This window comes from Candidatus Merdisoma sp. JLR.KK011 (genome assembly GCF_036941125.1).
Lineage (GTDB): Bacteria > Bacillota > Clostridia > Lachnospirales > Lachnospiraceae > Laedolimicola.
In genome coordinates this window covers 538,844-551,028 of the sequence record NZ_JAYWSZ010000004.1, presented here as the reverse complement: position 1 = coordinate 551,028, position 12,185 = coordinate 538,844, and the positions used below count along the sequence as shown (strand labels likewise).

Annotated in this window: 9 protein-coding genes; 6 read left to right on the top strand and 3 right to left on the bottom strand. The window is 48.0% G+C overall.

Annotated features, from left to right (window positions below):
* From VV089_RS16420 to VV089_RS16400, 5 genes are all read left to right on the top strand, one after another.
* The gene (locus tag VV089_RS16420; protein WP_334336647.1) at nt 1-3,033 is read left to right on the top strand and encodes an AAA domain-containing protein; all 3,033 of its coding nucleotides are present in this window, start codon (nt 1-3) and stop codon (nt 3,031-3,033) included.
* 355 nt (nt 3,034-3,388) lie between these two features.
* Nucleotides 3,389-4,075, top strand: coding sequence for a PBECR4 domain-containing protein (locus VV089_RS16415; RefSeq protein ID WP_334336646.1), 687 nt, complete (start codon nt 3,389-3,391; stop codon nt 4,073-4,075).
* 108 nt (nt 4,076-4,183) lie between these two features.
* The gene (locus VV089_RS16410; RefSeq protein ID WP_334336645.1) at nt 4,184-5,740 is read left to right on the top strand and encodes an NAD(P)/FAD-dependent oxidoreductase; all 1,557 of its coding nucleotides are present in this window, start codon (nt 4,184-4,186) and stop codon (nt 5,738-5,740) included.
* A 227-nt stretch (nt 5,741-5,967) separates the two neighbouring features.
* A complete protein-coding gene (locus VV089_RS16405; protein WP_334336644.1) occupies nt 5,968-6,462 on the top strand; it encodes an RNA polymerase sigma factor in 495 nt (164 codons plus the stop codon).
* Nucleotides 6,462-7,235 (top strand): hypothetical protein, encoded by a 774-nt coding sequence (locus VV089_RS16400; protein WP_334336643.1) that lies wholly within the window; start codon nt 6,462-6,464, stop codon nt 7,233-7,235. The genes VV089_RS16405 and VV089_RS16400 overlap by 1 nt, the downstream gene beginning before the upstream one ends.
* Before the next feature lie 144 nt (nt 7,236-7,379).
* Here the strand turns inward: VV089_RS16400 and VV089_RS16395 are convergent, their stop codons facing one another.
* The 3 genes from VV089_RS16395 to VV089_RS16385 all read right to left on the bottom strand — a co-directional run bounded on the left by VV089_RS16395 (nt 7,380) and on the right by VV089_RS16385 (nt 10,481).
* Nucleotides 7,380-8,753 carry a sodium-dependent transporter gene (locus VV089_RS16395; RefSeq protein ID WP_334336642.1) on the bottom strand — a complete coding sequence of 458 codons (1,374 nt, stop codon included), beginning with the start codon at nt 8,751-8,753 and terminating at the stop codon, nt 7,380-7,382.
* A 130-nt stretch (nt 8,754-8,883) separates the two neighbouring features.
* Nucleotides 8,884-9,648 carry a type III pantothenate kinase gene (locus tag VV089_RS16390; protein ID WP_334336641.1) on the bottom strand — a complete coding sequence of 255 codons (765 nt, stop codon included), beginning with the start codon at nt 9,646-9,648 and terminating at the stop codon, nt 8,884-8,886.
* A 197-nt stretch (nt 9,649-9,845) separates the two neighbouring features.
* The gene (locus VV089_RS16385; protein ID WP_334336640.1) at nt 9,846-10,481 is read right to left on the bottom strand and encodes an ECF transporter S component; all 636 of its coding nucleotides are present in this window, start codon (nt 10,479-10,481) and stop codon (nt 9,846-9,848) included.
* Between the two features lie 490 nt (nt 10,482-10,971).
* Here VV089_RS16385 and coaBC point away from each other — a divergent pair, with 490 nt between their 5' ends.
* Entirely contained in the window at nt 10,972-12,171 is a 1,200-nt protein-coding gene (gene coaBC / locus VV089_RS16380) for a bifunctional phosphopantothenoylcysteine decarboxylase/phosphopantothenate--cysteine ligase CoaBC (RefSeq protein WP_334336639.1), read from the top strand.
* The last annotated feature ends 14 nt before the right edge of the window (nt 12,172-12,185 follow it).

Below are 12,185 nucleotides of genomic sequence, written 5' to 3'. Positions count from 1 at the left end.
ATGAACAACACCAGCCGCAACATTTTCAAGGCCATCCACGAAGGCAAATGGCTCAAAATCGAATATCAGAACATGGAAAACCAGATTACAAACTACTGGATAGGCATCCGTGATCTGAACGCTGCAAACCGCACTCTTTCGGTAGAAGGCCTGCACACTGCAAAATACACCCTGGGCTCCTATGACCGCATCTACATAGATTCCATCCTCACATCCCAGGTCATTGAGGGCTCCTACTGCGAGATTAATGAGGAGCTGGTAAGGGATATTTATCTTCATCCCCATAAGTACAAAACCCTCTTCGATCACACGGCTAATCTAAAGATTCTCAATTACCTGGAAATGTGCAGCCGCATGGACTGCGTGCCCTATTATTCTGATTTTGAACTAATCCGCTATCTTGACAGAGACAGTTTTCAGGAGGAGTTCTACGAACTCAGCGACGAACAGTTCCGTATGATGGTCACTTATTTTCAGCAGAAAACAGAAGAAAACCGCCCAGACGGACGCATTTCCCTTCAGCAGCTGGCGATGAATGTCCTGAGCATCCATACCAATAAGGGGCTGTATGTGCTGGCCTACCGCCGCCTCCGCCTGGATGTAAAACGCCGAGTCCTCCGCCCGGACGAGGATATCACCATCTGCACGGAGTACACTGTGGACGGTACCGTAGAGAGTATCCGCCGGTATCTGGACGCAGACGAGTATGAGCTTCTGGAGCATTTTGAGGAGAACCAGGAGCGGATCAAAGACTGCATCACCCACTACAACCGGACGGTTCTGAGCGTTGACGACATGCCCTATGTGATTGGCCTTGGGATGGACATCGCCCTGGATCTTCACAAGGAATACCAGGCCATTTTAAACATGTATCAAAAGGACAAGGTTCCTGTGCCCATCCGGGCATTTTTCGGAGATCTTCTCAACCGTCCCGTCCGTAAAAAGGCATGTCCTATAACTTTGCTGAACAGGCGCATCAATCTGGATCAGCTTCTTGCCATCAACAACGCCATGAAATATCCCGTAGCTTACATCCAGGGGCCGCCGGGAACGGGCAAGACCAATACGATTCTGAACACTTTGCTGACTGCATTTTTCAACGAAAAGACCGTGCTGTTCACCTCCTACAACAATCACCCCATCAACAGCGTATTCCAAAAGCTGACAGAGCTTCGATACCATGGCCGGAAGATTCCCTTCCCGGTGCTCCGCCTTGGAAATGTGGACAAGCAGAGAGAAGCCATCCGTTATCTGAAGGAGCTCTACCATACCACAAAGGCGATTACCGTATACGAATCTACCCTGGACAAACGGCGCGGCGACCGCATCCAGAGGGCAAAAGAGCTCTCCGGCCTTCTGGGACGTTACGAGGAGGTTCTGGATCTTCAGGAGCGGAGGGAAACCCTTCACCGGATGACAGAATACCAGAGCCATTTAAAGGGAGCCATCGGCCTGCTTCCCTTCCAGGCGGATCTGCAGGGAAGGCAGCTGGAGATGGTGAACCGGAAAATCAGCAGCAAAGGCCAGATTACCGATGAGGAGGCCCTAAAGCTTCTGGATGACAATGAAGAGGAGCTTTACAAGTATCTTTACTACACTTCGGCAAAATACATCCAGAGGCTGGATGAGCCGAAATACGAGGAGCTCCGGAAGATCTTATTTGAGGCCGAAGGGGAGGAGCAGCTAAAGGCATTTTCCAAATACCTCAGAAAAACAGAGCATGTGCGGCGCCTTCAGAGAGTATTTCCGGTGATGATCACCACCTGCATATCCGCTCACCGTCTGGGAGCGCCGGAGACTATATTTGATATGGTGATCATGGATGAGGCGAGCCAGTGCAATACGGCGGTTTCCCTGGTTCCCATTATAAGGGGCGAGCAGCTGATGCTGGTGGGCGATCCCCAGCAGCTCAATCCGGTGATTCTCCTGGATCCCCTGGTCAATCAGCGCCTCCGCAGGAAATACAACGTATCCGACGAGTACGACTACCGGGAGAATTCCATTTACAAAACCTTTCTCTCCTGTGATTCCGTCAGCGACGAGGTATTGCTTCACAATCATTACCGCTGCCATGAGAAAATCATCGAATTCAATAACCGGAAATATTATAACTCCAAGCTGAACATCCGCTCTGACAGCAGTGAGGCGCATCCCCTCGTCTATGTGGATGTAAAAAATGAGGCCGCAGATCAGAAAAATACGGCCCCCTGCGAGGTGCAGGAGATTGTAAACTACGCGGCCGGACACCGGGATAAAAGCATCGGCGTAATTACGCCCTTTGTAAACCAGAGGAAAATGATTGAGGAGGCGTTGAAAAAGGAAGGCCTTGATCATGTGGCCTGCGGAACGGTTCACGCCTTCCAGGGGGACGAAAAGGATGTGGTGCTCTTTTCCACCGCTATCTCGGACAGTACCCAGGCAGGCACCTATGAATGGCTGAAAAATAATCGGGAGCTTATCAATGTGGCTGTTTCCAGGCCCCGGGATCAGCTGATTGTGCTGTCCGATTCCCGGAATCTTAAGCGGCTGCACCAGAGGGAGGGCAGCGACGACCTCTATGAGCTTGTGGAGTATGTGAAGGCTAACGGAGCGTCCCAGGTGAGCCGGAAAAAGGCCAATTCCCGGGCTCTTGGAATCAAGCCCTTCAGTACGGCTATGGAGGAAGCTTTTCTCGCAAACCTTACCCATGCCCTGGAAAATATCTGGCTTTCCCAGAGCCGTTATACCGTTCACAAAGAGGTGGCAGTGTCCCAGGTATTTCAGGACAATCTAAGCCATGACGACCTGTTTTATTCCGGCCGCTTTGACTTTGTGGTCTACGAGCGCCAGGGAGGCAGGGAGCTTCCGGTGCTTGCCATTGAGCTTGACGGGAAGGAGCATTTTGAGGACGAGATTGTAAGGGAACGGGATCGGAAAAAGAATGCCATCTGCGAGGCGCACCAGATGCAGATCATCCGGGTGGAAAATGCTTATGCAAGACGGTATCAACATATCAAGGAGATTTTGATTCATTATTTCTCGATTCGGCATTAAAAATGATAACAAGATACTTTTATTTTTGTTGACATAAGATTGTTTTCTGTTATAATGAATTCAGAGGATAGCGGCAGTGATTGGCTATCGCGGCATGGAAACGGCAGGCTGTGTCGGCAGGCAGTCGTCCGTGGAGCCAGCTCGTGGGTTATGCGGTAACCACAAACCGAATAGATTCTTAGGAATTGAACGAAAACGCATCGAGGCTCTGTATTTGCAGAGCCTTAACTATTTATGCACAGCTCCGTGCAGAGGAAACGAGCTGCCATGAGGCGCACGGTGAGCAGGGGAGAAAGCCGTTCCTCTACTTGATTGGTAAGTGGAGAGTAATATTATATAGCTTTGAAAGAAGCAAGTGGAAAACGGATTTTTTCAGCTCGATTTAAAGGAGGAGACGGTTGCAACGATTCAAAAGCCTGATATTCTTTTCCGTTCCGCACAAGTGTGGAAGGAACTGACGGAATATCAATATATTTTTACATACGGTTATAAAAAACAGCTTTATACGATACATCTTAAGTTCTCCTATGAAGATTTTCCCCATCTTGCAGGATTTCAATATTTAAAGGATCTGGTTCTTCCAAAATATAATCCCCGAAAAACAATTGACAGAATACTTTTGAAAAAGCTTACATTAGAGCAGATACAAAAGGGAATGCAGTATGAGATCATGGTAAAGCCTCGTTTAGAAGCACTGGTACATCTAAAGAATATTCTTGAGGAAGATTTTGTCTTATTTTCTTTTATGCCTCGAATGTATCCTTTTACAACAACAATCAAGGGGGACTATCTCATTTCCAGCCATTCAGATAACGCAAGCTTTGTTTTTCTCATACAATCCTCACAAAATAGTAAAGAAAATGGAGCATATGTATGCTGCTCTGCATTTATCCGAGGAGAACGGGATTACGGGACAAATCAGCGTATACGTACAATTTTGAAAAAAGAGCGTTTACATATTGGTTCTGGTGAATCCGAAGTTCTATATGACAGGTTAAACCCTGTCCGTTACAACTATGTAAAGGAAGACGTGAAAGAGTGACGCGTTATGTTTGACGGCAGCTTGTAAATCATGTACAATAGAAAAATAACCTGGATACAAAATCCAATATCGGCAGACAATAACAGGAAAAAGAAAAAGGAGCTTCAAATGAAGAAAGCAATCATCATCGGCGCAGGTCCGGCAGGTGTGACGGCAGCCTACGAATTGTTAAAGCAGTCAAAGGAATACGAGGTACTGGTCCTTGAGGAAAGCCAGGAGATAGGCGGCATCTCCCGAACTGTGCGCTACAACGGCAACCGCATGGACATCGGCGGCCACCGCTTTTTCTCCAAGGACGACCGGGTGACACGGTGGTGGGATCAGATTATGCCCCTTCAAGGAAAGCCTTCCTATGACGATAAGGTTCTGGGCCGCAGCGTACCGCTGAAAAAAGGAGGGCCGGATCCGGAGAAAGAGGATCTGGTGATGCTGACCAGGAACCGGGTATCACGTATCTATTATAAAAAGAAATTTTTCGATTATCCCATCAAGCTCAATGCAAAGCTTTTCCTAAATATGGGTTTTGCAGATACGGTTGTGGCGGGCTGCAGCTATCTGAAAACGGCAGTTGTCAAGAAGCCGGTGGATTCTCTGGAGAATTTTTACATCAACAGCTTCGGCCGGAAGCTCTACTCCATGTTTTTTGAAGGCTACACGGAAAAGCTCTGGGGCCGTCACCCCAGAGAGATTGCACCGGACTGGGGAGCACAGCGGACGAAGGGACTTTCCATTATGGGAATTCTGAAGGACAACCTGGTAAAGCTTCTTCCGGCAAAGCAGGACAAGAAGCATGTGCAGACCTCTCTCATCGAGGAATTCAATTATCCCAAATACGGCCCGGGCCAGCTTTGGGAGACAGCCGCTGCCGAGGTGGAGCGCATGGGCGGCGAGATCCGCAAAGGCTGTAAGGTGACAAAGATCAACACCGAAGGAAACCGGGTGGAGAGCCTGGTGTACGTGTGCGACGGACAGGAAGTAACCGTGGAGGGCGACGTATTTATCTCCTCTATGCCGGTGAAGGATCTGGTGGCAGGCATGAACGACGTGCCGAAAGATAAGGCTGAGATTGCAGCAGGCCTTCCCTATCGGGATTTCGTCACCGTCGGCCTTCTGGTGAAAAAGCTGAATCTGAAAAATGAAACAAAGCTTAAGACTTTAAACAACATTGTTCCCGACTGCTGGATCTATGTTCAGGATACCGGCGTAAAGCTGGGACGTATCCAGATTTTCAACAACTGGTCCCCCTATATGGTGGCGGAGCCGGAGAAAACCGTGTGGATCGGCCTGGAATATTTCTGCAGCGAGGGCGACAAGTACTGGAAGCTCAGCGAAGAAAAATGGGTCAAATACGCCACGGCCGAGCTCTTGAAGATGGGCGTGATTTCCAGCGAGAGCGATGTGCTGGATTCCCACCGGGAGCGCGTGAAGAAGGCCTACCCGGCATACTTTGATACCTATGAGCATATGGATGATTTGATTGATTATCTCAATCATTTCGGCAATCTATACTGCGTAGGCCGCAACGGCCAGCACCGTTACAACAACATGGATCATTCCATGGCAACCTCCTTTGAGGTTGTGGGCAATATTTTAAGCGGCAGGGAGGATAAGAAGAATATCTGGAGCGTGAATACGGAGAAGGAGTATCACGAAGAGAAGAAATAAGGTTAGAAGAACAAAACGGCAGGCTGTATCCGGGAAATCGGATACAGCCTGTTTTAGGGAATAGAAGGACTTTCATATTATTTATATCAAAAAGTTAAAATGCGGTGTAATATTTAAGATAGTTTTCGTGTCTAATTTATATAAGCAGAAAGTTTAAGGTACAAATTAAGCTTGACAGAGGGGCTGTCGCAAAATAAGCCATCAGCCCTTGGGGGAAGGAGCATATTTTGTCAAAATATATAAGCGAAGACACTCTTAAGAGACTGGTAAGCGATTATGGAAATGATGTGCTGAGAATGTGCAGTTTATACTTAAAAGACTACCAGCTTGCAGAGGATATTACACAGGAAACTTTCTTAAGGGTTTATGAAAAATACTATACGTTTGAGAATCGATGTTCAGAAAAAACGTGGATTATGAAGATTGCAATGAATCTATGCAAAAATCACATGAGAACACATGGGTTTGGGAATATAAACCTAGACATGATCCCCGAAGCAAAAGCGGAAGACATATATGAAAAGCTGCTTGATAAAAATGCAATATCTGTTGAAATAATGAAATTATCACCCAAATATAGAGAAGTCATACTTTTATACTATTATCAACAACTGCCTGTCAAAGAAATTGCCCTTATTTTGAATAAAAAAGAGACAACAATATTGCAATGGCTGAAAAGAGCCAGAGAGCAGTTAAAACCCTTATTACAGGAGGTTTTATAATGGAGGTAAAAAAGCAAATTGACCAGGAACTATCCGATATCATATTGCCGGAACATTTTGTAAATAATGTTCTATATGCGGCTCGCAATAAAAGAAGGAAACGAGGGCTGCAGGCGGCTGTCATTATATTATGTGTGATGTTAACCGGGGGAACAGCTGGCGCCGGATATTTCCTTTACAATAATATCCATGTGAACAAGGAGGTTCTGCCTGCGCTGGAACCAATGGAAAAAAAGGCTGTAAACAATTGCAGCGGCTCAATGGATGACAAGGGGCATTATCTGGAGGAGTACACCTCTTATCAGGAATTGTGTTCTGAGCTTGGCATTCGTTTATTGAGCTCCAAGCTTGCTGAGAATAATCCATATATGCTTATTCGGCGGGAGACAGATAATCTTAATTGGAATACCATATATGTGAATCCTTACATTCTTGGCGATGTGAAAAGTGTTAACAGGGAATTTGGAAAAGAGCGGTATACATGGGAAGAGGGAAGTGAATTTTCTTCGCCTATAGATATGGAAATAAATATTATTGTCAGTGAGAGTCAGTTAAAGCACGGATGGGATAAAGATTTCCTTGGAACTTATGAATTTGTTGAAGCTTATACAACCATGCAGGGATATCAGGCTAATATTATAAAAGACGTCTCTGTAACAGGCACAAGCCGCCCAAAATACTGCGCAGTTCTGGTAGCGGATGGAATACGCTATCTATTAAAGGGACAGGTGGAACTAGAAACTATGAAGGAAATTCTTGATTCTTTAGAATGAAATCATGTGAAAGGGTCTGCTGCAAAATAAGACAGCAGACCCTTGATAATTCAATTGCTTATACCCTACGGGTACCCCATTAATGCATGCCCCTGTGGGGCGGATGGACTTTCGTCCATTAAGGTATAACCAATTCTAAAAGCATCATCCGGCAAACTTCTGCCAATACCCCATCACAAAGATAAACAGCACAATCACCGGAAGGATATAAGAAACATAAAATCTCGCCCACTTCGGAAACTTCACGCCTTCCCCGGCATCCGCCTCCGCAATGAACTTATCCCATCCCCATCCATACCGGCTGGTACAGAACAAGAGATAGACCAGGCTGCCCAGAGGAAGAAGATTATTGGAAACAATAAAATCCTCCAAATCCTGAACGGTAGAGCCAGGGCCCAGGGGAGCAAATCCGCTCCATGCGTTAAAGCCCAGCACACAAGGCATAGACAGCACCAGAATCAGAACCAGGTTCACAAGAACCGCTTTCTTACGGCTCCATCCCCACAGGTCAATGGCAAAACTGATAATATTCTCAAACACGGCAATCACTGTAGACAATGCCGCAAAGCTCATAAAGATAAAGAACAAGGTTCCCCACAGCCGTCCTCCGGCCATCTGGTTAAAAATATTAGGCAGGGTTACGAACACAAGTCCAGGGCCCTCCCCGGGATCCACTCCAAAAGCAAAGCAGGCAGGAAAAATCACAAGTCCGGCCATCAGGGCAATCAGCGTATCCAGAACACAGATATTTAAGGATTCCCCCATTAAAGTCCGTTCCTTACTGATATAACTTCCGAAGATAGCCATAGCTCCGATACCAAGGCTCAAGGTAAAGAATGACTGTCCCATGGCGGCAAAGACCACCTCGCCGATGCCGTTTTCCACCACCTTGCCAAAATCAGGAACCAGGTAAAAGCTTAAGCCGGCTCCGGCGCCCTCCAGCGTGATACTGCGGACACACAGAACAACGAGAATCACAAACAGAAAGCCCATCATAATCTTCGTAATCCGCTCCACACCGTTCTGAAGGCCCATGCTGCAGATACCAAAGCTCAAAAGAACCGTAACCACCATCCAGAATGTCATAGAGCCAGGCTGAGCCAGCATCTCGCCAAAGACGCCGCCCACTGCATCCGGGCTCATACCGCTGAAGGTTCCCGAGGCCATCTTATACACATAAGCAAGCATCCATCCGCCCACAGTCGTATAGAACATCATCAGCAGGTAATTTCCGGCCATGGCCGCATACCCTTCCAGATGCCACTTGCTCCCTTTGGGTTCCAGCACATGAAAGCTTCTGGCAGCCGACTTCTGGCTGGCCCGGCCCACGGCAAACTCCATAGCCATAATCGGCATACCAAGAATAACCAGAAACACCAGATAAATCAGTACAAAAGCAGCTCCGCCATACTTACCCGTTATGTAAGGAAACCGCCACACATTGCCAAGTCCCACGGCACATCCGGCCGAAATCAGAATAAATCCCAGCCGGGACGAAAACTTTTCTCTTTTTTCCATAGTAACATACTCCCTTTTTATACTTCCGCATGCCCAAAACAATCCGTCACGGAAAAGTTTCTTTTGCGGCACACGAAATAATAATAACAGACAAAAGGAACTGCGTCAAATCATTCTTGCTGACTTCCTCCTAACAATTCTTTTCATAAAGCAGCAGGAGACCCCGAAGCAGAAGCTCCTCATCCAGCAGAATCCGGTTCCGGCAAAGAGGAACAATCACCCTGGCAAGCCCGCCCGTGGCAATCAGCGTGCAAGGCTCCCCAAGCTCCTCCTGGATACGGTCGATCAGCCCGTCCAGGGCTCCGGCGCTGCCATAGAGAATTCCACTCTTCATAGAATCCACCGTATTACTCCCAATCAGCTTTTTCGGCGGATCAAGAGAAACCTTCGGAAGCTGCGCCGCCCGGCTGGAAAGGGCATCCAGAGAAACCATCACTCCAGGCAGAATCATTTTCCCGATAAAAGCGCCGGATCTATCAATCACCGACACCGTAGTAGCCGTCCCCATATCAATCAAAATCTGCGGAACCGGATAATCATGGACAGCCGCCACAGCCGCTACCACCAGATCACTGCCCTGCTGGGCCGGATTATCCACCGCCAGTTTAAGCCCCGTTTTAATCCCAGGCCCCACCGCCAGAAACCGCGACCCCGTAAACCGCTCCGCCGCCAGCTTCACCGTATCCGTCACCGAAGGAACCACAGAAGAAATAATTCCCCCCTCAACAGCAGAAGCATCCATCCCATACAGAGAAAAAGTCTCCCGGAAAATCACCCCATACTCCAGAGAAGCCCACCGCTGATTCGTCTCAAACCGCTCAAGAAAACACAGCCGTTTACCCTCAAAGCAGCCAATCACAATATTCGTATTTCCAATATCAACCGTCAAAATCATTTTAATTCCCCTTTAGAAAAAAACATGGGCAGTAATAAAACTCTACAGAACAAACAAATCACATCCAGGCATCCAGCAAAGCAAAACAACGAATACCCCCCGTGAGCAAAGCAACCGCCCACAGAGGGTAAAAAATCATCAGTCAAAAAATCAGCGGCCGAACCCAAACCCATCAGGCAGACTCAAGCCAAAAACTCCTAACAGGCCGCAGCCATCTGCTTCCGGAAAAACACCAGAAGCACCCTTCCAAGAGCCGTCACCAGAACCGCCGCCGCAATCGCCTCCGGAACCCCCGAAGCCGTCACCGTCGTCATAATCAGGCCCCACACAGCACTCCGGGCAACCTCCTTAGCCGCCGCATACTGCGAAGCCAGAAGCACATAGATACTCCCCATCACAAAAACCGTATTCGTCAAAGAACCCACAAAACCAGTAACCGGAAGAGCAATCCAAGGCGACAAACGAAGCTTTCGAAGCCCAATCCAGAGCCATCCCGCCACAACACCAATCAGAACCCGGCATCCGACAGCAATCCAAAGCGTCTTCAAAGCCCCAATCAGATCCTCCGCAAGAAAAGGCGAAAAAGCAAAAGAAAGCAGCGTAGGAGCCACCGTATTACTAATCATCGAGCAGACCCCAAACACACCTCCCAGAATCGCCCCAGCCAAAGGCCCCAAAAGAACCGCCCCAATAATAACCGGAATATGCACAGTTGTTGCCTTAATAATCGGAAGCTGAATCATCCCCAGCGGCGTATTCGCCAGCAGAATCACAATCGCAGCCATAAGTGCAACACTGACCATCCAACGAGTGTCTTTTCTTGATTTCTCCATATTCAATTTTCCTCCTAAATGTTATTATTCTCCTATTGGAGATACAATACATCTACCTTTATACCACAGATCCCAAAAAAAATATACAAAAAAATAAACTTTTTGTGCTATACTAAAAAGAGTTTAAAAAAATACAAAAAAACCAAGTTTACCAAATCAATCAAAATTTAAAAATTACACCCCTTCATATTTGCATAACCATCATTAAACAACCGATACCCATTACAACAACAAACCACCGCCAAGAAACAGGGGATGCCGGAAACGGAGGCCGCAGGCTTTTCCAATATCAAGTGTCCGCCTGTTCGCGCACACGCCGTATGAGCTGGGCGGACATTACAAAAGCAAAAAGCATCCCAAAGACATCAAGCAAAATGTCCGCCCAGAGCATACGGCGTGTACGAGAACCGTGCGAACACAGATATGGAAAAGCCTGCGGCCTCCGTTTCCGGCATCCCCGTCCCCCCCACCACAAAAAAGGAGCCCCCCAATGTTAAAAGGAAAAACCGTCATCCTAGCCGTAACCGGCAGCATAGCCGCCTACAAGATCCCCAACCTAGCCCGCATGCTAAAAAAACAAAACTGCAGCGTCCAAGTCCTAATGACCCAAAACGCCATGAACTTCATCAACCCAATCACCTTCGAAAGCCTGACCGGCACAAAATGCCTCATCGACACCTTCGACCGCAATTTCCAATACAGCGTCGAACACGTCGCATTAGCCAAACAGGCCGACCTGGTGGTAGTCGCCCCAGCCTCCGCCAACGTCATAGGAAAGATAGCAGGCGGCATAGCAGACGACATGCTGACCACAACCATCATGGCCTGCCCCTGCAGAAAACTCATATCCCCAGCCATGAACCACAACATGTACCACAATCCAATCGTCCAGGACAACCTAAAAAAACTGGCCGGTTACGGTTATGAAATCATCCCTCCCGAAAAAGGCATGCTGGCCAACGGCGACGAAGGCGACGGCAGGATGCCCGAGGAAAAAGTACTTCTGGAATACATTTTAAAAGAAATCGCCTATGAAAAAGATCTCACCGGAAAGAAAGTCCTAATCACCGCAGGCGCCACCCGGGAATCCATAGATCCCGTCCGCTTTATCACCAACCACTCCAGCGGAAAAATGGGCTTTGCCCTGGCAAAAGCCGCCATGCTCCGGGGAGCAGAAGTCACCTTAGTAACGGGCCATACAGAGGCCGTGCCCCCCATGTTCGTACACACCCTGCCGGTAACCTCCGCCCAGGACATGTTCGAGGCAGTAACCAGGGAAGCCGCCGCAGCCGACTACGTAATCAAAGCCGCCGCAGTCGCCGACTACACCCCGGTGTCCATGGCAGATCACAAGCTGAAAAAATCCGATCAGGACTTGACGATACAATTAAAGCGCACAAAAGACATCCTGAAATACCTGGGGCAGCACAAAAAACAAGGCCAGCTCCTCTGCGGTTTCGCCATGGAAACAGAGGATCTCTTAGAAAATGCCAGAAAAAAACTGGAATCTAAAAACTGCGATCTCATCTGTGCCAACAGCCTTCGGGAGGAAGGCGCAGGCTTTGGCGCAGACACCAACCGGATTACCCTGCTCACCAGAGAAAAGGAGACCCAGTTGGAGCTGATGACAAAAGAACAGGCAGCCCACCGCATCCTGGACACGCTCCGGTACGAGCTTTCAAATGAATAACACTGCAAAAACAG